Source organism: Amycolatopsis sp. NPDC049688, assembly GCF_040674975.1.
Classification (GTDB): Bacteria; Actinomycetota; Actinomycetes; order Mycobacteriales; family Pseudonocardiaceae; genus Amycolatopsis.
The window spans coordinates 437,847-460,945 of sequence record NZ_JBFANY010000001.1 but is presented as its reverse complement, the minus strand read 5'-3'; the positions used below and the strand labels follow the sequence as shown (position 1 = coordinate 460,945).

Annotated in this window: 19 protein-coding genes; 9 read left to right on the top strand and 10 right to left on the bottom strand. The window is 72.5% G+C overall.

The features are described from left to right. Positions 1 to 77 precede the first annotated feature (77 nt). Genes AB0J55_RS01930 through AB0J55_RS01910 form a run of 5 tightly spaced genes read left to right on the top strand, consistent with a single transcriptional unit; the run spans position 78 to position 4,954 of the window. Complete coding sequence (locus AB0J55_RS01930; protein WP_364241382.1) at positions 78 to 980, top strand: ATP-binding cassette domain-containing protein; 903 nt, start codon at positions 78 to 80, stop codon at positions 978 to 980. Then, complete coding sequence (locus tag AB0J55_RS01925) at positions 977 to 1,741, top strand: ABC transporter permease (RefSeq protein WP_364241379.1); 765 nt, start codon at positions 977 to 979, stop codon at positions 1,739 to 1,741. Before AB0J55_RS01930 ends, AB0J55_RS01925 begins: the two co-directional genes overlap by 4 nt. Next, the gene (locus tag AB0J55_RS01920) at positions 1,741 to 2,820 is read left to right on the top strand and encodes a streptophobe family protein (RefSeq protein WP_364241376.1); all 1,080 of its coding nucleotides are present in this window, start codon (positions 1,741 to 1,743) and stop codon (positions 2,818 to 2,820) included. The genes AB0J55_RS01925 and AB0J55_RS01920 overlap by 1 nt, the downstream gene beginning before the upstream one ends. Further along, on the top strand, positions 2,817 to 3,509 hold the full coding sequence (locus AB0J55_RS01915; protein WP_364243377.1) for a response regulator transcription factor: 693 nt from the start codon (positions 2,817 to 2,819) through the stop codon (positions 3,507 to 3,509). The genes AB0J55_RS01920 and AB0J55_RS01915 overlap by 4 nt, the downstream gene beginning before the upstream one ends. Next, positions 3,506 to 4,954, top strand: a complete 1,449-nt coding sequence (locus AB0J55_RS01910) for a HAMP domain-containing sensor histidine kinase (protein WP_364241374.1) — start codon at positions 3,506 to 3,508, stop codon at positions 4,952 to 4,954. Before AB0J55_RS01915 ends, AB0J55_RS01910 begins: the two co-directional genes overlap by 4 nt. A 57-nt stretch (positions 4,955 to 5,011) precedes the next feature. Here the strand turns inward: AB0J55_RS01910 and AB0J55_RS01905 are convergent, their stop codons facing one another. The 3 genes from AB0J55_RS01905 to AB0J55_RS01895 all read right to left on the bottom strand — a co-directional run bounded on the left by AB0J55_RS01905 (position 5,012) and on the right by AB0J55_RS01895 (position 10,199). Continuing rightward, entirely contained in the window at positions 5,012 to 7,120 is a 2,109-nt protein-coding gene (locus tag AB0J55_RS01905; RefSeq protein WP_364241372.1) for a hypothetical protein, read from the bottom strand. A 258-nt stretch (positions 7,121 to 7,378) separates the two neighbouring features. Further along, positions 7,379 to 8,830 carry an RICIN domain-containing protein gene (locus tag AB0J55_RS01900; protein ID WP_364241369.1) on the bottom strand — a complete coding sequence of 484 codons (1,452 nt, stop codon included), beginning with the start codon at positions 8,828 to 8,830 and terminating at the stop codon, positions 7,379 to 7,381. A 187-nt stretch (positions 8,831 to 9,017) separates the two neighbouring features. Further along, on the bottom strand, positions 9,018 to 10,199 hold the full coding sequence (locus AB0J55_RS01895; protein ID WP_364241366.1) for a serine hydrolase domain-containing protein: 1,182 nt from the start codon (positions 10,197 to 10,199) through the stop codon (positions 9,018 to 9,020). Between the two features lie 232 nt (positions 10,200 to 10,431). On the opposite strand from AB0J55_RS01895, the gene AB0J55_RS01890 reads away from it, so the two are divergent. From AB0J55_RS01890 to AB0J55_RS01880, 3 genes are all read left to right on the top strand, one after another. Further along, complete coding sequence (locus AB0J55_RS01890; RefSeq protein WP_364243374.1) at positions 10,432 to 12,051, top strand: PQQ-dependent sugar dehydrogenase; 1,620 nt, start codon at positions 10,432 to 10,434, stop codon at positions 12,049 to 12,051. A 26-nt stretch (positions 12,052 to 12,077) separates the two neighbouring features. Beyond that, on the top strand, positions 12,078 to 13,073 hold the full coding sequence (locus tag AB0J55_RS01885) for an SMP-30/gluconolactonase/LRE family protein (RefSeq protein ID WP_364241364.1): 996 nt from the start codon (positions 12,078 to 12,080) through the stop codon (positions 13,071 to 13,073). A gap of 184 nt (positions 13,074 to 13,257) precedes the next feature. Next, on the top strand, positions 13,258 to 14,385 hold the full coding sequence (locus tag AB0J55_RS01880) for a M48 family metalloprotease (RefSeq protein WP_364241361.1): 1,128 nt from the start codon (positions 13,258 to 13,260) through the stop codon (positions 14,383 to 14,385). A 58-nt stretch (positions 14,386 to 14,443) separates the two neighbouring features. Here the strand turns inward: AB0J55_RS01880 and AB0J55_RS01875 are convergent, their stop codons facing one another. Continuing rightward, a complete protein-coding gene (locus AB0J55_RS01875) occupies positions 14,444 to 15,307 on the bottom strand; it encodes a LysR substrate-binding domain-containing protein (RefSeq protein WP_364241358.1) in 864 nt (287 codons plus the stop codon). 149 nt (positions 15,308 to 15,456) lie between these two features. Here AB0J55_RS01875 and AB0J55_RS01870 point away from each other — a divergent pair, with 149 nt between their 5' ends. Further along, a complete protein-coding gene (locus AB0J55_RS01870; RefSeq protein WP_364241355.1) occupies positions 15,457 to 16,308 on the top strand; it encodes an NAD-dependent epimerase/dehydratase family protein in 852 nt (283 codons plus the stop codon). A gap of 84 nt (positions 16,309 to 16,392) precedes the next feature. Here AB0J55_RS01870 and AB0J55_RS01865 read toward each other — a convergent pair whose 3' ends face one another. The 6 genes from AB0J55_RS01865 to AB0J55_RS01840 all read right to left on the bottom strand — a co-directional run bounded on the left by AB0J55_RS01865 (position 16,393) and on the right by AB0J55_RS01840 (position 23,092). After that, entirely contained in the window at positions 16,393 to 18,513 is a 2,121-nt protein-coding gene (locus AB0J55_RS01865; protein WP_364241352.1) for a DUF6351 family protein, read from the bottom strand. Between the two features lie 210 nt (positions 18,514 to 18,723). Next, positions 18,724 to 18,957: a helix-turn-helix transcriptional regulator gene (locus tag AB0J55_RS01860; protein WP_364241349.1), complete on the bottom strand. Its 234-nt coding sequence runs from the start codon at positions 18,955 to 18,957 to the stop codon at positions 18,724 to 18,726. A gap of 131 nt (positions 18,958 to 19,088) precedes the next feature. Further along, entirely contained in the window at positions 19,089 to 20,246 is a 1,158-nt protein-coding gene (locus tag AB0J55_RS01855) for a hypothetical protein (RefSeq protein ID WP_364241347.1), read from the bottom strand. Next, a complete protein-coding gene (locus tag AB0J55_RS01850) occupies positions 20,225 to 21,235 on the bottom strand; it encodes a hypothetical protein (protein WP_364241344.1) in 1,011 nt (336 codons plus the stop codon). Before AB0J55_RS01850 ends, AB0J55_RS01855 begins: the two co-directional genes overlap by 22 nt. Positions 21,236 to 21,240: 5 nt before the next feature. Beyond that, positions 21,241 to 22,533, bottom strand: coding sequence for a hypothetical protein (locus tag AB0J55_RS01845; RefSeq protein ID WP_364241342.1), 1,293 nt, complete (start codon positions 22,531 to 22,533; stop codon positions 21,241 to 21,243). A gap of 25 nt (positions 22,534 to 22,558) precedes the next feature. Further along, positions 22,559 to 23,092 (bottom strand): hypothetical protein, encoded by a 534-nt coding sequence (locus AB0J55_RS01840; RefSeq protein WP_364241340.1) that lies wholly within the window; start codon positions 23,090 to 23,092, stop codon positions 22,559 to 22,561. Between the last annotated feature and the right edge of the window lie 7 nt (positions 23,093 to 23,099).

Below are 23,099 nucleotides of genomic sequence, written 5' to 3'. Positions count from 1 at the left end.
GCCCCTGACCGCGGGGCTCTCAGAGTTCCCACAGAACTTCCCAGGAACCGGCCAGGGAGGTCCGCCACGCTCGCCGCATGACGATCGAAATCCGGGGCCTGACCAAGCGGTACGGGCCCGACACCGTGGTGGACGACCTGTCGTTCACCGTCCGGCCCGGCCAGGTGACCGGGTTCCTCGGGCCCAACGGCGCCGGGAAGTCCACGACCATGAAGATGATCGTGGGCCTGGCCGCGCCGACGCGGGGCTCGGTCACCATCGGCGGGCGCCGCTACCGGGACCTCCCGGTGCCGCTCACCGAGGTGGGCGCGTTGCTCGACGCCGGGGCCGTCCACGGTGGCCGGAAGGCCCACGACCACCTGCTGGCCCTCGCGGTGAGCAACGGCCTCCCCCGGCGCCGCGTCGGCGAGGTGCTCGCCCGGACCGGGCTCGAGGGCGTGGCCGGCAAGCGGGCGGGCGGGTTCTCGCTCGGCATGCGGCAGCGCCTCGGCCTCGCGGCGGCGTTGCTCGGCGACCCGGCGGTGCTGATCTTCGACGAGCCGGTGAACGGGCTCGATCCCGAGGGGATCCGCTGGATCCGGGGCTTCATGCGGTCACTGGCCGGCGAGGGCCGGGCGGTGCTGGTGTCCAGCCACCTGATGAGCGAGATGGCGCAGACCGCCGACCACCTGGTCGTCATCGGCCGGGGCCGGCTGGTCGCCGACACCGCCGTGAGCGAGCTCGTGCGCGGCGAGGGCACCGTGCTCGTCCGCACGCCCGAGCCGGGTTTCGCGCGGCTGCTGGCCACCGCCGGGGCCGCCGTCCGGGAAGGGGCCGAGGCCTCGCTGATCGTGTCCGGCATGACCAGCACCGACATCGGGAAGCTCGCGGCCTACCACGGCGTCGCGCTCGCCGAGCTCACCCCGCAGCGCGTCTCCCTGGAGGACGCCTTCATGGCGCTGACCGAGGACAGCGTCGAATACCAGGGGGCGACCGCATGAGCGTGTCCTTCACCCATTCCGTCCGCTCGGAGTGGATCAAGTTCCGCAGCCTGCGCTCCACCTGGTACACCCTCGCGTGCCTGTTCGCGGTCGGCCTCGGCATCACCGCCCTCGCCATCAACGCCGCCGCGAAGGACTACCCCGGCGACGGGCCGTGGGATCCGGCCAACCGCAGCCTGACGTCCTACATCGTCGCGCAGCTGATCATCGGGGTGCTCGGCATCCTGGTCGTCACGGCCGAGCACGCGACCGGGCTGATGCAGACGTCGCTGATCGCCACCCCGCGCCGGCACCGGCTGCTGGCGGCCAAGCTGGTCGTGGCGGTGGCGGTCGCCGTGGTGGCGGGCCAGGTGCTGATGTTCGCCGCCTTCTTCGTCGGCCAGGCCGTCCTCGCCGGCCACGGCGTGCCGCACGCCCGGCTCGGCGATCCGGGTGTGCTCCCCGCGGTGCTGGGCGGCGGGCTCTACCTCGCGGCGATCGCGCTGCTGGCGGCCGGGCTCGGCACGATCATGCGCGCCACCGCGGGCGCGCTCGCCACGCTGGTCGGGATCGTCTTCCTCGTCCCCGCCATGGCCGGCCTCTTCCCCGCCGGGCTGCGGCAGCTGTTCTCCTACTGGCCGACCCTCGGCGCGGCCGCGATCTTCAAGACCGTCCCCGACCCGGACTTCCCGCACCCGTGGCTGAACCTGGCCGGGATGTGCGCCGGGATCGCCGCCGTGCTGGCCGTGGCGTTCGTGGTCTTCCGGCGACGGGACGTCTGATGCGCGAGGCAGGCCGGGGACTGCTCGCGGCGGCGGGCGCGCTGCTGGCCATGGCGGTGGCCGCCTCGGCCGGCCTGGCCCTCCTGGGAGCCCGCGATCTCGGTGCGCTGACCGCGGCGGTCGTTGCGCTGGCCATGGGCGGCTCGGCGGAGGTCGGCGCGGTTCCGGCAGCCGGTTTGCCGGTCGCCGTGCGGGGCAGCGTCGAGGTGATGCCGCTGGGGGTCACCCTGGCCGGTGCGGTGGTGCTGGGCTGGGTGCTGCTGCGCCGCCGCGAGGACAGGCTGCTGGTCCGCGGCGCGGCGGCTGCCGTGGCGTTTCCGCTCGGCGTGGGCGCGTTCGCGTGGGCCGCACAGGGAAAGCTGTCGCTCCCGGACGGCGTCGCGACGGGCGGGTGCGTGCGGAACGGCGGTTCGCCGCGGCTGCCGGTCTCCGGCGCACTGGACGCCGGGTTCTCCGTGTCCGCGGGCCCGGCGATGGCGGGTGCGGTGGCCTGGACGTTGCTGGTGGTCGGAGCCTGCTGGGTCCTCGCGCGGTATCCCGTCCGCGCGGGAAGCGTGGGGTGGCCGGCGGGCGGGATCACCGTCCTGTGCCTGACCCTCGCGTGGGCGTTCGGCGGCCCCGCCGCGGCCGGGGGCGTGCTGCTCGTCCTGCCCCAGCTGGTGTCCGGCGTTCTGCTGCTGGGGCTGGGCGTGCCGTGGACGGTCACCGGCCTGCCCTGCGCACCGGACCTCGCCCCGGGCGGTCCGGCGACCTGGGTGGCGGCGGCGGTGCTGCTCGCCTGCGGGGTCGCGGTCCGGAGCCGCCGTCCGGGCAGCCCCGTGCGCCGGGCGGTGGCGAGCGCGGTGCGGTTCGCTCCGGCGGTCGGTGCCGTGCTCGCCGTCATGACGCTGCTGACGCGGATTTCCGTCGACGTCTCGGTCGGCGCGTTCGGCCTGTCCCTGCCCGTCTTCGCCGCGCGGTTGACGGCGAACCCGCTGCTCGCGCTGGTGGCCGGGCTCGCGGGCGGCGCCGTGGCGGGCTTCGCGGGCTCCCTGCTCGCCGACGGGATCTCCGTATCCTCGCGGGCATGGAAGCGATGACGTCCCGGCTGCTGGTGGTGGACGACGAAGCCACCGTCCGCGAGCTGCTCTCCGCCGCGCTGCGCTTCGCCGGCTTCCAGGTGACGTCGGCGGCGACCGCGCGCGAAGCGGTCGCCGCGGCCACCGCGGAGCCGCCCGACCTCGTGCTGCTGGACGTCATGCTGCCGGACATGGACGGCTTCGAGGTGGTCCGGCGGCTGCGCGAGCGGCCGGCCGGCCACGGCGCGCCGGTGCCGGTCCTGTTCCTCACCGCGCGGGACCGCCAGTCCGACAAGGTCACCGGGCTCTCGCTGGGCGCCGACGACTACGTCACGAAGCCCTTCGACCTGGCGGAGCTGATCGCGCGGATCCGCGCGATCCTGCGCCGGACCGCGGGCCACCCGGCGGCCGTGCTCACGGTGGGCGCGCTCACGCTCGACGCCGAGGGCCACCACGTGACGCGCGAAGGGCGGCCGGTCCGCCTGTCCGCCACGGAGTTCCGGCTGCTGCGCTACCTGATGGAGAACGCCGGGCGGGTCGTGTCGAAGGCGCAGATCCTGGACCGGGTGTGGCGCGAGGACTTCGGCGGCGACGCCGGGATCGTCGACACCTACATCTCCTACCTGCGGCGCAAGGCCGACACCGGAGAACCGAAGCTGATCCACACCGTGCACGGTGTCGGCTACGTGCTGCGGGAGCCCCGCCGGTGAGGCGGCTTTCCCTGCGGGCCCGGCTCCTGCTGCTCACCGCGGGCCTGCTGCTGGCCGGCCTGACGCTCATCGGCACGCTGGTTTCCGGGCAGCTGGAACGGTTCCAGCTCGAGCGGCTCGACGGCCAGCTGCGCTCGATGACCGAGCTCATCTCCCGGGCGGCGGGGCCGCCGCCGGCCGCGAGCCCGGCCGTGCGGCCCGATCTCGTCGACCCCGCGCTCGAGCTGTTCGGCACCCCGTACGTCGTGTACCTCGACGCGGGCGGCGCGGTGGCGGGCGGCCTGCACTCCTCCCGGGTGGACGGCGCGACCTTGCCGCCGACCGACGCCCTGCGCACGGTCCCGGCCGACGGGACGGCCGTCGACCTGGACGCCGCCGACGGGTCGCAGCGGTGGCGGGCCGTCGCGCGGCCGGCCGTCCGCTGGGGCGGGACGGTCGTCTCGGCCGCGCCGCTCGCCGAGGCCGACGCCACCATCGCCCAGCTGCGGACGAGCAGCCTGGTCACCGGCGCCGCGCTGCTCGTCGTGCTGACCGCGGCGGGCTGGTTCGCCCTCGGCCGGGGCCTGCGGCCGCTGCGCCGGATCGAGCACACGGCCGCGGCGATCGCCGGCGGCGACCTCACCCGGCGCGTCCCGGCTCTCGCGCCGGCCGGCACGGAGATCGGGCACCTGGCGGCGTCGCTCAACACCATGCTCGGCCAGCTGGAACGGGCGTTCGCCGACCGGGCCGCGTCGGAGGCGCGGATGCGCACCTTCGTCTCGGACGTCAGCCACGAGTTGCGCACGCCGCTGTTCGGCATCAAGGGATCCACGGAGCTCTACCGGATGGGGGCGCTGGCCGGACCGTCCGATGTGGACGACACGATGCGCCGCATCGACCGCGAGGCCACCCGGCTCACCGCGCTGACCGAGGACCTGCTGCTGCTCGCCCAGCTCGACGAGGCACCCGAAGAGCAGCTCGACCGGGCCCCGATGGACCTGCGCACCCTGGCCGGCGACGCCCGGCACGACCTGCGGGCCCTCGACCCGGCCCGCACCGTGTCCCTGACCGGCCCCGGCGGCACCGGCCCGCCCGGCCCGGCGCCGGTCGACGCCGACGAGGCCCGGCTGCGGCAGGTCGTCACCAACCTGGTGGGCAACGCCGCCGCCCACACGCCCCCGGGCACGCCCGTCCGCATCGGCGTCGGCACGATGGCCGGCCGCGCCGTCCTCGAGGTGGCCGACGAGGGCCCGGGCATGACGGCCGAGCAGGCGGCCCGCGCCTTCAACCGCTTCTACCGGGCGGACCGCTCCCGCACCCGCACCCCGGGCGCCGACGCCGGCCTGGGCCTCGCCATCGCCCGTTCCCTGGCCCGCGCCCACGGCGGCGACATCGAACTGGAGACCACGGTCGGCCAGGGCGCCTGCTTCCGGCTCGCGTTGCCGGTGAACGGTTTTACGGACTGACGCCGGTGTGGGCCGGGTTCCTCAGTGCCGGATCGGACGCGATGACAGCGCAATCCATCACGGCGGCTCCACCGCTCCGGGGTGCCGGCTGAGGGTGCGTTGCAGGGCTGCGTGCCGGAACTGGTACACGGTGCCGGTCTGCCGCAACACCCCCCGGCGGTGCGCGTCGGCGAGGAACGTCATGGCCCGCCAGGGAAACCGGCCGGTCGCCGCGAGCCACGTCCGGGCGATCACGAAACCGCCCCACGCGGTGCCGAGGCCGAGGGCCAGGACGCCCACCAGGGCGAAAGCCGAGCTGAACACGGCCACCTCGGGCATGGCATCCCCGGAGCCGATGGCGAAGGACGCGCCGTACAGGGCGCCGCCCAAGGACCCGAGGAACAGGACACCCGCCCGATCGGCGCGGAGCACGGATTCCGGGCTGACCGCGCGTGCGGTGTCAGCCGGCCGGGCCATCAGGCCGGCAACGCCGGTGGCCAGGCCGACGGATGCCCCGCTGAGCAGCCCCACGCCGAGCCCCGCGGCGAACCCGGTCGCCAACCCGATCACCAGCGCCGCGACGAGGCCGGACACCGTCACCGTGGTCAACGCGCTCGCCGCCCGGCGGAGGTTTCCCCGTACCGGCAGAGTCGCGATGAGCGGGCCGGGGACGCCACGCCGCCGGTCCAGCAGGACACCGCCGAACCCGGCCAGCAGACCCGCCGGCAACCCGGCACCGATGCCGAACATCATCCCCGTGCCCAGCCCGAAGACGAGGCCCGTCGGAAGACCGCCCGCGATCTTGAGCGCGAGCCAGAGCACGAAGGCGGTCATGAGGACCGGGCCGAACACCAGGCGGGTCGTGCCCGGTCCCGGCAGCAGGCCGCCGGCCAGGCCGCCGAGCAGGCCGAAAGCCAGTGCCGTGCCCGTGCGGGGCATCCGGTCGGCGAGGTGCCACCACGTCACGTCGGGCGTGTCGTCCCGGTCCAGCCGTCCGGCCAGGAACCCGAGCCACCGGTGCGCGCGGTCGGGGGGCCAGCGACGGAGCTCCGTTCCGGGCTCCCGCGGACGGTCCCGGTAGATGGTGGGAACGAAGACCTCGAGAAGGTGATCCTCCAGTTCGTCCGCCGTGGCGAACGGCTCCGTGTCCAGGAGCTCGGCGGGGTCACCCGCCGGGTCGTCGCTGTAGATCGAGCGGACGAGCCCCACCATGAGAGGGGTGGACAAGACGCTGGTCAGGTTCACGCAGGCGCGCGCGGCCGGCTGCTCCCGCAGCACGGCCAGGATCGAGTCCCACATCGTGGCGCCGGGGCGATCACCGGTTCGCGGCCGTGCGGTCCGCGGCAGGTAGGCCGCCAGGTCGTCGATGCCGACGTCGCACAGCTCGATCACCGCGGCCCTGGTGACCACGTCGGTGGTCGCGACGGCGGCCTCGAACTCCGCCGTCCGGCTGGTGACCACGAACGGGAACCGGCAGGAGTTGAGGGTCGCCAGCGCTTCGGCCCGCAGGCCGTCGGCGATTTCGTCGAACCCGTCCAGTACCGGCAGGATCCGGCCGCTCTCGATCAGCTCCGCGGCCACGGACCTGCCGAACCGGCCCACCCGGTTCATTCCGGTGTAGTCCCGGACGAGCTGGCTCTCGAGCCAACGGTGCAGCGACACCGCCGCCGGGTCCCAGGCGCCGAGCCCGAAGATGACGGGTACCGGCTCGGCGGGCGTCCGGGTCGCCAGCAGATCCATGGTGAGCCGCATGGTCAGCACGGTTTTCCCGGCACCCATCCGGCCCAGGAGCACCAGCCGCCGGGAGGGGATCCGGCGGAAGACCCCGGCGATTCCTTCCAGGTCCCCGGCCAGCCGCAGCGGGTCGGCGGCTTTGCCGAACTGCGCCCCGCAGACGTTCGCCCAATGGTCCATCACGGACGGCGCAGCGGCCCGCCACCGGACGGGCAGGGGTAGCGGGTCGTGGATCCGCCGGATCTCTTCCTCCCGTTGCCACTGCACCGAAACGGCGTGCGCCAGCGCCTCGGCGGCGTCGTCCAGTTCGTCGGCACGCCGGGCCCGCCGCCATTCGTGGACATGCAGCCCGCCGTGCACGGTCCCGGCCTGGACGACCGGCCCCCCGGCCGATCCGGCTTCGTTGTGGACCACGACGTGCGCGGTTTCGTCCTCGTCTCGCTCATTCCGCACCGACGCTCCCATCGCGATCATTGCACGGGTATCTGCATGTGCAGATTACTGTGCAAGTCGCGGTTCTCCCGGCCGCTGCGACGAATGGCCGCCCTGCTGCGACGGCAGGTGTGATCGATATCGGCGGACGGGAACAGTGCGTCGGTGCACTCCGCCACAAGGAGATGCCGGATCCCGGAAAGGAGAATCGCCGATTCCGTCGAGCGCGGGAAAGGTTATTTCATACCGGCGGATTCTGCGTGAACGGCCGGCCGCGGCTCAGGAGACCGTCCACACCTGGCTCGAGGCGCCTGTCCCGCCCAGCTGGACGACCTGCGCCCCGCTCGCGGTCGACGACCCGGCGACCCCGATCACGAGCCCGCTGCCGATGTTCTGCAGGACGTACTGGCTGCCGGTGAGGCTGCCCACCAGATCCGCCGCCCACTGCTGGCCGGCGCCGCCGGTGCAGGTCCACTGCTGCAGCTGGGTTCCGCTCGCCGTGGACCCGTCCGGCACGTCGAGGCACAGGCCGCTGTTGACGTTCACCAGCGTGAAGACGTTGTCGGCGAGCTTCGTCAGCCGCCACTGCTGGTTGGCGCCGCCGTGCGCGGGCCACTGGATGATCTTCCCGCCGGTGGCGGTCGAAGCGCCCGAAGCGTCCAGGACCATTGAGCTGCCGGCGTTCTTCAGCACATGCGTGCCGGCGCTCGGCAGGCCCGCGTTCGCCGACCAGGTCCCCGCCTCGGTGTCGAGGTTCCAGCTCGGGTACTGGCCGAGGCTGACCGTCGTGCCGCGGATCGTGAGCGGGAGCCAGATCAGCGGCGAATTGCCCATGGCGTTGCCCGTCCAGCGGTCCCCCGCGTAGATATAGGTGGTCGCCGCGCTGCCCTGGACCGTGATGATGTTCGCCGTCTGGCTGTTGTAGGTGTTCGTGCCCGCCGCCGCGAAATTGCGGAACGGCGACCACGGCCCGGCGAGCGACGTCGCGGTCGCGTAGACGTTGTCGTTCGTGGCCCAGCCGGTCAGGTGGGAGACCAGCAGGTAGTACGTCCCGCCCACCTTGACCACGGCGGGCGACTCGTAGTTCGGCAGCGTTGCCACCGCACTCGCCACCGACAGGTAGTCCGCGGCCAGCCGGTAGATGCGGAGGCTGCGGCCCGCGTTCTCGCTCAGCAGGTACGCGGACCCGTCGGTGTCCTGGTACAGGCCGATGTCGCGGCTCTGGTTGCCCAGCGGCTGGAAGCTCCCCCGGTAGCTGTACGGCCCGCACGGCGTGGGGCTGGTCGCCACCCCGACCCGCTGCTCGGAGTAGCTCGTGTTGTCGATGTGCAGGTACATCACGTACATCCGGGTGGTGGCGTTGTAGAGGACCTTCGGCCGTTCGACGATGCGGTTCGGCCCGAGGTCGCCACTGCCCTGCTTGGCCAGCGCGATCCCCTGGTACGTCCAGTTCGCCAGGTCGGCCGAGGTGTAGCAGGGGATGTCCTGGAACGCGGTGTTCGCCGTGGTCTGGCCGGTCTTGTCCTCGCCGAAGCCGGACCAGGTGTCCCCGGTCTTGACGATGCCCAAGCCGTGCAGCTGCAGCGCACGGCCGGCGGTGTCGGTCCGGACGGCGCCGAGGATGAAGGTGTTCGTCGCGCCGTGCGCCGGTGGCGCGGGCACCAGGACGGCGATCAGGGCGAGCAGGACGCCCACCCACCCCTTGCGGAACCGGTGCGGTGACCTGACCATCGTGGGCTCCCTTTCCCGGCGCCGGGCGTCGAACCGGTTCGCGTGACCGGCCGGCCAGCATGGTATGAACGCGGCCGGAGGGAGGTCAACGATCAGCCGAGGTAATCGGCTGAAAAGCCGGGTGGAGCCGGAAACTTACATTCGCTCGGCCGACCATCGAATCGGTTCGAGCATTCGCTGGTGTTCGTCAGCGCAACGCGGCCTGGAGCTGCAGAGCCCGCGCCTGCGCACCAGCCACAGCGGGGCGGCAGAACTCCGTCACCATCGCCAGCACCCGGCCGGACGCCGCGGCGGGCGAGGCGGACAAGTCCGGAGTGGCTGCGACCGTGATCCCGCGGGTGCCCGCCTCGTCGCTCATGCTCCACGTGCTGTACCCGGGTACGTCCCCGGCGTGCCCCCAGACGTCGGGGGCTCCCGGACCGCAGATGCCACTCAGGGAAATGCGCATCAGCCCCAGCCCGTAGCCGACCAGACCGCCCTGGCCCGGCCACGGAACCGTTGTCTTCATCTGCGCGAGCAGGCCGGGCGGCAGGAGCTCGCCGCCGAGCAGGGCGTGGAGGAAACGGTTCAGGTCGGCCGCGCTGGAAATGATGTTGCCGGCCCCGAAGTAGCGGCTGAGGTTGTACACGGTGACGTCGGTCAGCCCCCGCGGCGCCGGGTAGAGCTGCTCGTAGCCGCGGACCGCCGGGCGTGGCACCAGCGGGAAATCCCGCGGCAGGAACGTGTCCGCCAGGTGCAGCGGACCGGTGATCCAGTCGGCGAGGACCTGCTCGAACCGCCGTCCGGTGAGCTTTTCCACCAGCAGCGCCAGCACGTTGTAGCCGGTGTTGGAATACGACCAGCTCGTGCCCGGCGGGAACAGCAGCGGCTGCACCGTGCTGTCGTGGATCGCCTCGACCTCGCCGAAGTGCACGAAGCGTTCGGTGTCCACCTCTTCCGCGGTCGTCCAGGTGTACTGCGGCGCCAGGTCCCGTGGCACGCCGCCGGTGTGCTGCAGCAGCTGCCGGACCGTGATCGGCTCCGGGTAGGGCAGCAGGCCGGGCAGGTACTTCGCGACCGGTTCGTCCAGCCCCAGCCGGCCTTTCGCGGCGAGCTTCAGCACGAGCGTCGCCGTGAACGTCTTGGACACGCTCCCGACGCGGAACCGGCCGCCGGTGTCCGGCTTCGCGCCGGTGACGACGTCCCCGATCCCGGCCCGGCCGCGCCACCGGCCGGCCGGATCGGCCGCGGCCGCGATCATGCCGACGTTCCCCGCCTGCACCGCCGCCTCCAGCGCGGCCTGACGCGGATCCGTTGCGGCGGAAGCGGTACCGGTACCGGCGGCGGCCAGCAGTGCGGCACAGACGGCGGAGACGGCCCATCGACGCATGATTCCCCCCGGTGTCAGCAGTCTGCCCCACGGTAGCGCAGTCCGGCCGCGGCGGTAAAAGATCCGGCGAGCCGGTATGTTGGATATCTGCCCACCGGAGTTGCCGACGGCAAACTATTTGCGCTAACGTATCCTGGGAGCGCTCCCAGGCGATCATTTCCGGCCGAAACTTTCGCCGGTACCCGGGAAAGGAAACACCATGCGAAATACCCGAGGAAGGCTCCTCCGGGCGGTGTGCACCGTGGTGCTGGCAGGCCTGGGTGTCGTGCTTCCGTCCCCGGCCGCCACCGCCGACGCCGACACGACGCCACCGACCGCGCCGGCCGACCCCCGCGCCTCGAACCTGACGTGCACCGGCGTCACGTTCTCGTGGTCGGCCTCGTCCGACGACGTGGGGGTGGCCTTCTACGACGTCTACCACGACGGGCAGCTCATGAAGTCCGTGCCGGGCACGGCTTTGTCGGCCGAGCTGACCGTCGTGCCGGGAGCCACCTGGGGGCTGTACGTCAACGCCCGCGACGCCGCGGGGAACGTTTCCCAGGCCAGCACCACGGTCCCGGTCACCGTTCCGCAGTGCCAGGCCGACACCGAGCCGCCCACCACCCCGGCCGGCGTCAGGGCGGCCGCGTCGGGCACCACGGTCACCGTGCGCTGGTCGCCGGCCACCGACAACGTCGGCGTCACGGGCTACGAAATCCTCCGCAACGGCACCGCCGCCGGCTCGACCGCCTCGACCTCCTTCACCGACAGCGGCCTGGCCGCGAACACCCGCTACCGGTACCAGGTGCGGGCGCGCGACGCCCAGGGCAACCGGTCGGCCGCGAGCACCGCGGTCGCGGTCACCACGGGTTCCTCCTGCGCCACGGCGTTGTGCTCGGTCACCAGGGTCGCCACCGAAACCGACCTGCCGTGGGGGCTGACCACGCTGCCCGACGGCCAGGTGCTCTACAGCCGCCGCGACACCTACGAAATCGTCCGCCTCGACCCCGCCACCGGCACGCAGACCGTCGTCGGAAAGGTGCCGGACGTGGCAGGAACCGACGGCGAGGGCGGCGTCCTGGGTCTCGCCGTGGCCGCCGATTTCACGGCCGATCCGTGGCTGTACGTCATGCACACCAGCTCCACCGACAACCGGGTGGTGCGCATCCGCTACACCGGCGGCGTGCTCTCCGGGAGCCCGCAGGTGCTGCTCACCGGCATCCCGCGCAACAAGTACCACAACGGCGGCCGGCTGCGGTTCGGCCCCGACGGCAAGCTCTACATCTCGACCGGCGACGGCCAGAACGGCGCCTGGGCCCAGGACCTCACCGTCCTGGCCGGCAAGGTCCTGCGCATCAATCCCGACGGCTCGGTCCCGTCGGACAACCCCTTCGGCACCCCGGTGTGGAGCTACGGCCACCGCAACCCGCAGGGCTTGGCCTTCGACTCGCAGGGACGCCTCTGGGAGCAGGAGTTCGGCAACTCCGTCATGGACGAGACGAACCTGATCGTGCGCGGCGGCAACTACGGCTGGCCCGCCTGCGAGGGCACCACGGGCAGCTGCGGGCAGGCCGGCTTCATCGCCCCCAAGCACACCTACCCCGTCGCGGAGGGCTCGTGCAGCGGCATCGCCGTGGTCCGCAGCGGCCTCTACATCGCCTGCGAACGCGGGATGCGGTTGTACCGGGCCGAAATCTCCGGCGACGACCTGACCGACGTTCAGCAGTACCTCAACGGCACGTACGGGCGGCTGCGCACCGTGGAACCGTCCGCCGACGGCGGTTTGTGGCTGACCACCAGCAACTACGGCGACAAGGACAGCGTGCCGAACAACAGCAACGAAAGCATCCTCAAGGTCGAGCTCGGACGCTGATCCCCGCGCACGGAAGGAAAGCCGTCATGGCGCACCGCAGGAATCGCATGTGGACGGTGGCCGCGGCGCTCGTCGCCGCGGGTGTGGTGGCGCCCCCGGCGTCCGGCGCCGGCACGAGTTCGCCGTGCACCCCGGGAACGACCTACGGCTCGCCGTTGCCGAGCCCGGCGGTGACGTCCCAGCTCGTCCGCGGCGGCTTCACCTTCCTCGAAGGGCCCACCTGGGACCAGCGGACGGGCACCCTGCTGGTGTCGGACATGCAGAACCCCACGGGCCCCCAGGGCGTCCAGCCCTCGAACATGCTCCGGTACACCCCGCCGGCCACGTTCGAGACGTTCATCGCCGGCTCCGGGAGCAACGGCCTGGCGATCACCGCCGACGGCAGCCGGGTGCTCGCCGCCACCCACGACAACCGCACCGTTTCGGCCTACAGCCTGGCCGACCGCAGCCGGACGGCCGTCGCCGCGGGCTCCCCCGGCCACGCGTTCAACTCGCCGAACGACCTGACCATCGCCCAGGACGGCACCGTCTACTTCAGCGATCCGAACTACCAGCGCGGCAACCGCGCCGACGAGCAGGGCGGCCGGACCGGCGTCTTCCGCGTCCGCGACGGGGTGGTGACCCTCGTCGACGACACGCTTTCGCAGCCGAACGGGGTCGTCCTCTCCCCCGACGGCCGGACGCTCTACGTGGGAGCCACCGGCGCCGACGTGATCGTGAAGTACGCCGTCCTCCCCGACGGCAGCACGGGCGAGCGCACGACGTTCGCGAAGATCCGGACGCCCGACGGCGCGACCGTCGACTGCGCGGGCAACCTGTACTGGATCTCCAACAGCGAGGGGCTCGTCCACGTCTTCTCCCCCTCGGGGGCGCAGCTCGGCACCATCTCCGCCGGCCGCACCAGCACCAACGCGGCCTTCGGCGGGCCGGACGGGCGAACCCTGTACATCACGTCGAGTGTGGCCGGTGGCGGATTCGGTCTCTACCGGACACAGCTGAACGTACCGGGCAACCCCTACTGAGTTACACCGGACGGCCGACCGTCCCGCACCTAGTACTTTCGGCCGATGTCCGCACCGGGAAAACCCTCCGAAAGACGTGAGCCATTCCGGGGTTCCTCTTGCGGCGCCGGTTCCGCCGCCAATCACCGTCCTAACGTGGCGGTGCTCGGTGATCTTCAACCGGAACCGAAGAGGGGAAACCACCTTGCCCGACCGGACCAGATTCCTCGGCAGGACGCTCGCCGCAGCGGGCACCGCGGCGGCGCTCGCGCTCGCCACGGCCGTTCCCGCGGCCGCGGCCGCACCATCCACCGTCGAACAGGACGTCGCGCAGCTGTACCAGGACGTCATCGACCTCTACAACGGCTTGCCGGCGGACGCGCTGCGCAACGTGGACCGGCTCATCGAGTCGCCCGTCCCGCGCATCGGCCCGCGGAGCCGGGCGGCGGACGGCCCGATCCCGGGCTGCACCGAAGGTTCGCTGCTGACCTACGCGAACAAGCTCGCGTCGCAGCTCACCCCGCTCGAAGGCCAGGCACTCGACGCGCTGTCGGGGCTCAGCCAGCTCTACGTCCAGGGCGTCGCCTCCGACAAGTCGCCGCAGGTCTTCGGCACCGACGGCCAGTACACCGGGCGCGCCACCACCGCGATCGACAAACTGCGCGGCTTCTGGGACATCGAGAGCTGGAACATCCAGCTCGTCGCCTGGAAGGGCACCGACCTCGGCAGCCAGGCCAAGATGGCGCAGACCTTCAGCCTCGGGCTCGCCCCGGCGAAGGTGAAGGCGGCGGCCGCGCTCGCCACCAAGGTGCTGTACGAAGTTCCCGCGCTGCAGGGCGGCCGCAACCCGCTGATCACCCTGAACGCGTTCTCCGCGCCGGCGGGCAGCCTCGGCGGCAAGCGCGTGGCCCTCGGCGACGGGCTGCTCGACACCGTGAACACCCTCGGGTTCGACGAGGTCTCGGTGGAGTCCGTGGTCGGCCACGAGTACGGCCACCAGGTCGACTTCGCCCACGACAACCACCCGCGCAACGAGTCGTCCGAGATGGGCCCCGACGCCTACGGCGGCTACTTCGTCGCGCACGCCAAGGGGTTCGCCTGGAACGCCCGCACCCAGCAGGAGGTCACCTACCTGGACGCGTCCATCGGCGACTGCTACCACAGCCACGGAACCCCGGACCAGCGCAAGGCGGCGGGCGCCTGGGGCGAGAAGCAGGCCACGAGCCAGGCCAACCCGAACCGGATCATCCCGTCCGCCACGATGATCGACAAGTTCCAGAAGGTGTACCCGAAGCTGATGCCACCGGCCCCGGTGGCCGCGGCGCACAGCTGATCCCGGGCCGGGCCGTTTCCCTCGTAGTGCGGGAGACGGCCCGGCGCCGGACTCGGGGTCAGGGACCCAGGCCGGCCGCCGCGGCGGCGAACGCCTCGATCAGCGGTGAGCGGCGCGCCTCGAGCCAGGCCAGGGCCACGCGGTTCGGCCCGATGTCCTCGACCGGGATGCCGATGACGTCCGGGCGGGTGTAGAACGCCGCCGTCGACAGCGGGAGCACGCTGATCCCGGCTCCGGCGGCGACCAGCTCCAGTTTCTCCTCGACGCTGTGGATCGGCGGGACTTCGGGGCGGCCGGGCCCGCGCAGCTCGAGGGCGATGTCCCGCCATTCCGGGACGGCGTCGGGGTCCTGCAGCAGGTGCTCACCGGCGAGTTCGGTGACCGGCACGGATTCCTTGCCGGCCAGGCGGTGGCCGGCCGGCACCATGACGAGGCGAGGTTCCTCGAACAGCGGCCGCACGGTCAGCCCGCGCCGGTCGATCGGCAACCGGACGATGCCGACGTCGACGCGGCCGTCGTGCAGGACTTCGACCTGGTCGTGCCAGCTGGTCCGCAGCAGCCGGACGGTGACGTCCGGCCGGTCCCGGGCCAGCGCCCGCACCGCCGGCGTGACCACGATGCCCGGCATGAACCCGACCGTGAGCACCGGCTTCACTTCCGCCGCGGCCGTGACCCGCCGGTGCACGGCCTCGGCGGCGGCCAGCAGGTCCCGGGCGTCCACCAGCAGCTGTTCGCCGGCCGCGGTGAGGACCGTGGTGCGGCGGTCGCGCACGAACAGGAGCGTCTTCAGCTCGTTCTCCAGGGCGCGGATCTGCCGCGACAGCGCGGGCTGGGCGATGTGCAGCCGCGCCGCGGCCCGCCCGAAGTGCAGCTCTTCGGCCACGGCCACGAAGTACCGCAGTTTCCGCAGGTCGAAGTCCACGTCGGCGCACCCATCCCGTTCCGGTCCGCCCCCATCATCGCAGGTCGTGATGCGTTCCGGGCATCACAGCGCGCGAAACGGGTCTTGGACGCGCCGCGGGAGGCCGGGCCACCGTGGAGGAGGAACGGAACACGGGTGAAAGGACAGCGATGAAGATCTTCCTCACGGGCGGTTCGGGCTACATCGGCCGCGCCACGATCGGCGAGCTGGTGCGGCTCGGGCACACCGTCGAGGCGCTCGCCCGCAGCGACCGCGCCGAGGCCGCGGTCACCGCCGCCGGGGCGACGGCGGTGCGCGGCGGCCTGACCGACCTCGGCGTGCTCAACCACGCGGCCGCGCACGCGGAAGCCGTCATCCACCTCGCGCAGGCCACCACCGGTGAGGAGGACCTGGCGGCCGCCACCGCGATGCAGGACGGCGTCGGCGGCGGCACCTACGTGCACACCGGCGGCAGCTGGGTCTACGGCGACACCGGCGGCGTGCGCGACGAGACCGCGCCGTGGAACCCGCCGGCGATCGTGGCCTGGCGGCGGGCCGCCGAGGACGCGGTACTGTCCCGTGGCGGACGGCCGGTCGTCGTGCAGCCCGGTCTGCTCTACGGCGGCGAAAACCGCCTGATCGACGCGTTCTTCGTGCAGCCGGGCCGGGAAACCGGTGCGATCCCCCACATCGGCGACGGCGGCAACCACTGGGCCCTGATCCACCTCGACGACCTCGCCGCCCTTTACGCGGCGGCGCTGTCGGCCCCGCCGGGTTCGGTGTACCTCGGGGTGAGCGGGGTCAACCCGACGGCCAGGGAGGTCGCGGAGGCGTGCGCCCACGCCGCCGGCCTGGACGGCAAGACCGTCTCCCTCACCCTCGAACAGGCCCGCGAGCGGATGGGCCCGATCGCCGACGCGTTCGCCCTCGACCAGCAGCTGACGTCGGCCAAGGCGCAGCGCGAGCTCGGCTGGCGGCCGGTGCACACCGACCCGCTGACCGAACTCGCCGCCGGGGCGTGAGCCGCAGGTAGGTGGCCGGCACCCCGGCGACAGCGGCCGGCTGAATCCGGTCCGGACTTCCTCACCGCTTCGGGTGTACCGCCATCACCGCGGCGGCGTGGTGCCGGTCCGCTCATCTCCGTAGCTCAGCCAGGTCCCGATCGGCGGACGCTGTCCGACGCCCGGGCGCCGGTAGTCGCAGACGCCGCCGGGGAACGCCGCCCGCAGCCGCTGCCGCTCCGCCGCGGTGAAGGTGACCGGGTAGTCGCGGAAGTCCAGGGGCTTCAGCCGGCACTTGAGCACGTCGAGGGCCAGGCTCTCCCCCGCGACCATCCGGGTGTTGGCCGCCACCGGGTACTGTGCGCCGCACCGGCCGCTCGCCGGGTACGTCAGCTTCTCGGTGATCCGGGCCGTGGGAGACAGGTAGCAGCCGTCGCCGAGGTCGGCCGGCCGGTTCGCCAGGACCTTCCGCTGACGGCTCCGGTGGGAACCGTCGGCGTCGATCGCGGTGAGCCAGCGGTCCATCGCGTCGAGCTCGTAGGCGCCGGCCGCCGCCGCTTCGGCCGCGGTGGCGTGGTTTTCGATGATGACCTGGTTGTCCGCGGTGCCGTTGGCGCGCAGAAGCCGTTGCCGCAGTACGTAGGACCACTCGGTGGTGTGGATGTCGTTGCCGAACCCGGCGAGGTCGAGATCGGTCCGCTGGTCGATGATCGGCGTTTCCCGCAGGCCCTGCGACGCGGAGTTCAGGATGCCGTCGGCGTACGCCGCTTCCAGCGCCTTCGGGTCGGCCGCGATCCGTTGCGGCACCGGCGTTCCGGTGTGGTCGAGGCCGCCGATGGCGGCGTTGAGGTCTGCGAACTGCGCCGCGGTGATCGTCCCGGCCTTCAGCGCGGCCAGGCCGTACTGCACGCCGGTGGTGTCCAGCGGGCTGCGCACGAACCCGGTCACCGGGTCCCGGCCGAGCTGGTTGACCAGCTGCTCGTTCGAGTTGCACTTCACCCCGCCCGGGTTGGTGACCGGGTCCCACCGCGCCGGGACCGGGATGGCCGCGTTGCAGCTGCCGGTGGCGGTCGCGCGGCTGGCGAAGGTCTTGTCCCAGGAGACGCAGCTGTCATAGCTGGCAAAACCCGCGACGGCCTGCTTCTGCGCCGCGGTGAACGACGCGCCCGGCCCGGCGAAGTACCGCTCCAGCAGGCGGCAGTCCGACACCGGGCCACCGGTGCTCAGCGGGTCCGGGAACGAGACGCCGGGGATGATGCCGTCGACGATGCCGGGGTAGTTCTCCGCGATGTCGTACTGCTGGATCGCCCCGCCCGAGCCGCCCCAGCCGATGGTGTGGGCGATCGGCCCGTAGGTCTCGGCGAAGTGCTCCTTGACCATCATCGCCGCCTCGGCCGAGATGATCGGGCTGCAGTTGGTGTCCAGCACGTTCAGGGTCGAGGACGCGACCGCGTAGCCCCGCGCCAGGAACAGGTCGTTGACCACCCCGCCGGTCGAGGTGCCCTGGTGGTAGCCCGCGTTGCAGCCGCCGCCGAAGGTGTAGACCAGCTTCCCGTTCCAGCCGGCTTCCGGCGCGACGGGCGACGGCTCACCGTCGTAGAGCGCCGCCAGCTCGTAGACGGCGCGGTCGATCGTGCCGCGCTCGACGCGGACCACGTACGGCACCGCGCGCCCGCCGACGTTGGCCGTCGCGAGGTCGGCGGGCCGGGCCGCCGGATCCGCCAGCGGCGCGAAGGTCCCGGCGGTGGTCCGGTACTGGTAGCCGACCTGGGTCGGCGCGCTGCAGAGCGGCTGCGTCGCCGCGGGCAGGCCGAACGCCTGGGTCTCGCAGTAGAACGGGCGCTGCTGCGCGCCGGAGAAGACGGGCCCGGTGATCGGGTGGTTGGTGACGCGCAGGTTCGCCCGCCGGTCCGGGCCGCCGCTGCGTGCGCTCAGCTCGTTGACGCCGTCGCGCAGGCCGGTCACCAGGCCCAGCAGGCTGCCGTCCGGCTGCGCGCGGAAACTCGCGGTGACGTCGTGGCCGTTGGCGCTGACGGTGACGCGCTTGCCCGCCGGGACCACCTTGACCAGGACCTGTCCCCCGCTGACGAGCGCGGGCCGGGGGTTCGACACCGTCTCGATCGTCAGCGGCCGCCCGGGGCCGCCGGCCACCGCGGTCCCCGGCAGGAGGAGCGGCACGGTCAGGGCGGCCACCAGGACGGATGAGCGCAACGCACGGTTCGCCACCGGATCCCCCACTCGCTATCGGCACCGCCTCGTCGCGGCACCAGGCTGGAGCCGGTATAGCACCTGCGGCCCGGCCGGGACAACGGCGCCGGGTCAGCTCAGGCGCATCCTGCCGTCGTAGTAGCCGGTGGGGATGGTGAACGCCCACCGTTGCTGCACGACCGCGTGCGGCGGCACCTCGGCAGCGGCTGAGCGCGTGATCCCGGTGCGTCAGACGTGGCAGGCCACCATCGGCACTTCGGCCGGCTCGGCGTGCGTCTTCCCTTCGACGAACACCACCGCCGCGCCGACCCGGGAGGCGACGCCGAGCTTGCGGATGATCCGGCTGACGTGCGCGCGCACCGTGCGCTCGCTGATCGCCAGCCGGTTCGCGATTTCCCGATCGGTCTTGTCTTCGGCGACGATCGCGAGCACTTCGAGCTCGCGCTCGCTCAACACAGCCATGGGACCAGCCGGCACTCCGGTTTCCACGTTTCCCCCTCGACCCGAGGCTCCGGGGTGCGTCCGCACCGCCGGATGTCCCCCACGGTCCCAGCTCCCGTCGACAATCCGTCGACAGCCGGTCGACGGGACCGTCAGCCGGGCGGCCAGCGGCGGGCGGCGAGGTCGCCCAGCGGGGTGTTGACCAGTTGCCGGCGGCGTTGCGGGGTGAGCCCTTCGTACGCCGGGAGCATGTCGGTCTCGATCCACTTCCACCGGTCTTCGAACACCGTGAGGTCGCCGCCGGGCACGACCTCCCGGAACGGCTTCCCGCCGGGCACCGGCGACAGGGCCTCGCGGGACAGCTGGTCGGGGATCAGGTCGAAGTCCTTCATGGCGCGGATCCGGCCGTAGTACGGCGCCACGACGGTTTTCTGTTCCCGCAGCAGCAGTTCGCGGTTCCCCCGCCGGACCCGGCCGGGGTCGCCGGAGCCGATGTCCCGCCAGGCGTCGGCCGGCACGCCGCCGGTGGCCACCAGCTCCGCCGCGCCCGCCTGCGCGAAAGCCTCGTGCTGCCAGGCCAGGTCCTCGAAGATCGCCCGCTGCGTCCGGAGCAGCACCACCTGCAGCCCGTGCGCGTAGTTCACCACGAGGCCGGCGCCGGGATCCTGGCCGATGCCCCACTTGGCGACGTCGAACTGTTGCTGCGCCAGGGTCAGCCCGTGGTACACGGCGCCGCCGGCGAGCTTCGCCATCCCGGCCCACAGCAGGTTCTCGTTCCGGTTGAACAGTCCCGTGTAGTAGGCGTAGACCCGCTCGACGATCGGCCGCTGGCGCTCGAACCCGTCGTCCGGTTTCCACCCGGCCGGATCGATCCCGGCCGCCGCCAGCGTCAGCCGCCGCCATTCGGCCACCTGCCGTTGCGGCGCCGCCGGGGGAACCGCGGCGGGCGGGGCTTGCAGCGCCGGACGTACGATGCTCGCGCGGATGTCCGTCCACTCGCGGCGCAGCGCACGCTCGCCGGACCGGATCGCGCGCCCGCGCAGCTGCGGGTGGCGCGCGTGGAAGACGACGTCGGTGAGCCAGTTCTCCTCCCGTTTTCCCCCGGAGACGAGCAACCGGACGGCCAGGGCGGCGTTGCCGGCCTTGAGCGCCGCGCGGACCAGCACCGGCAGCCGGGCCACGGTACCGGCCCAGTCCTCCAGTTCCCGTTCGACCGAGAACTGACGCTCCACATCGGACACTTCGAGGACGCCGGCCGCGAACGGGCTGACCAGTCCGCCCCGGCCGGCTAGGAAAGATCGGTCAGCCACAGCCAGCCTGTCCTTCCCCTGTCCGGTCCGCCGGTCACGGTGACCTTCGCCCAGAACCACGCCTGGGACGGTGCGAGCGACCGGGGACGGATGTCGATCCGCTGCAGCGGCGTCCCCTTCGGCAGGGTGGCGATCGTCCGGCGCGTCGCCGGGTTGTCCCACAGCTGGGCGGTTTTCGCCTTCACCTTGCGACTTTCGGCGATGGGCACCGCTTCCGGCCGCGCGCCGGTGGACGTCCGGCTGTCGTTCCACAGCCGGGCCGCGGCCAGGAAGGCCGGCGACGGCACGTCCGCCGATCCCGCCTCGAACTTCAGCAGCTCCGGCGCCCGGTGCGTCCCGGGTTCCGGCCAGCGCCAGCCCCACCGCACCGAACCGTAGTAGGTGCCCTTCTGGGTCCCCGCGGTCGCGACGGCCGCCGTCTCGAACTGCTGGCTCCACCCGCCGGTGTGCGCCGCGTCCGCCGACGTGCCGATGTCGCCGGAGGTCAGGGTCGGCTGGTCGGTCATCGACGCTTCGGTTCCGTGCCACTTGCCCTTCGCGTCCTTGCGGCCGGACCCGGGACTCGCCGGGGCGTACCAGGGCACCGGGCTCCGCGGGAACTGGTCGACGTGCGCGCCGTCGCCGGGAACCATCCGGCTTTCGGCGGTTCGCCGCTCCTGCTCGCCGGCGGTGTACTTGTTGTGCGGAACGTCGTTCAGCACCGACCGCGCCACCTGGACGAACTCGATCCGGTCGGCGTCGACGGACTCGCCGGGCCGGAACGCAACGGCGATGTCCGCCCCGAACCCGACGAGCAGGTCACTGTCGCCCATCGACACGTTCGTGAGGCCGTAGCGGCCCACGGTGAACGAGCCGGCCCACGTCCGCACGGTGGCCACCGGGGCCGGTGGCCGCCGACGCGGGTCTTCCCGTTCCAGCGACCGCTCGGGTACGGACACGTGCGTCCACTCCCACTCCCACCGGGGTTCGGGAAGTGTCCAGCCCCGCACCTGCCTCACTCCTTCCGGCCGTTGAGCGAGGGCGCCAGGGCGGCCCCGTTCGAGGACGGCGCCGACCCGGGCACGGGCACCCGCAAGGGCTGCGTGCCGGTGACGACCGGACGCGGGTAGGCGGGCGACTCCTTGACCCGCTCGCCGGTGGCCGACTGCCAGTTGTTGATCACCGACCGGGCGTCGCTGACGAGGTTGTTCTTGCCGGTGAACAGGGTCGCCGCGGTGTCCTCGGTGTCGAACAGCCCGAGCTCGATGCCGCGCAGCAGGGTCGACATCGGCTCGGCGAGGTCGAACAGTTCCCGCGACCGCAGGGCCGGGGTGATCCCCACCTTCTGGCCGAGCGCACCGAGCCGGTCGGCCGCGCTGCTCGCCTGCGCCTGCAGGTCGGTGATCACCGACGTGTCGGTGTCGATGGTCAGGTGGAACCAGTTCAGCATCGTCACGTAGGCGAACTCCTCGCGGGCGAGCGCGCCGCCGCGGCGGCGGTTGCCGAGCAGGTCCTTGATCGCCGTGGACAGCAGCGCGATGTAGCCGGGGTCGGTCGGGTTGGGGCCGCTGTTGTTCGCCGTGTTCTCCAGGCCGATCCAGACCTGGCGCAGGAATTCGCTCCACTTCTGCCGGAAGTCGAGGTTCACCGGGCCGGTCAGGGCCTTCCAGTCGGCCAGGGGCCCCGAGCCGGCCCACACCGGCGGCACCGGGTGCGCGAGGTCGAGGCCGAACATGCGCCAGTACGCGTTGCGCCGGTTGGTCCGGTCGAACGGGCGGACCTCGCTGAGCACGCTCGCCACCGAGAACGTCGGGCTGTCCCGGAAGAACAGCTGCTCGGTCGCGCGCAGCCAGGCGATGCTGTCCGGCGACAGCACGCCCATCGTCTCGCCGACGACCAGCCGCCGCACGACCTCGGCGAAGATCTCGACGATGCCGGTGCTCTCGAGGACGTACGCGTAGGCCAGGTGGTGCCAGAGCAGCGGCGGGCAGAACAGCTGGTTCGGCCGCCCGCTCCACTCGAACGGCCCGTCGGTGTTGATGCCGGACGGAGCCAGGAACGCGTTGATCCCGTTGGTCGACGGGAACGGGTCGTCGCCCGGCTGGGTCGGCAGGTCGAGCGCGTCGAGCACCTTGTCGTCGAAGAACGTGGTGAAGAAGGCGAGGTCCGCCCGGCCGCCCGGGTCCGGGATCTGCGGGGTCCGGCGGGCCCCGCCCCACACCTCGTCGAGGAAGTACGCGATCTGCCAGGGGTGCAGGCGGAACACCCGCTGCGGCGAGCCGAGGGCCTTGGCCAGTGGGAAGAACATGACACTGTCTCCGTTGTCTAGGGGGTCATTCGCCCGGGACCGCATCGCGGCACGGGCCGATCGCGACCGGCTCCCCGTCGCGCACGGTGAACGTGACGATCGAGTCGATCCGCTGGTCGTCCCGGATGGCGTTCTCGCCTTCGTCGATGACCACGGGCCTGTCGTTCACCAGCCCCTCCAGCAGCCGGGTGACGCGGCCGGCGCGGACCTTCGCCGCCGTCGCCCGGCCGAGACCGGTGAAGGTGAGCCGTCCGGAGTCCCGCTCGACCTCCACCGTGGTCAGCTGGAAGACGCTCGGCGCGCGCCGGCCCAGCGCGAAGCCGAGGAAGTTGTAGGCGAACCGGACCCGCACCGGCTCCGGGGGCTCGTCGGTCGTCGTGGTCGTCGTCCGGTGGCCGGCGGAGCCGTTCTTCTCCCGCGCCAGTTCGCCGATCGACTGGGTGAGGGAGACCAGCTGGGCCAGCATCGCGTCGCGGTCGCCGGCCGGCTGGACCTCCGCGGCGGCCGGCTTCGTGCGGCCGGTGACGGCGCGGGACTCGGTGGTCTTCGGATTCGTCATGGGTTCC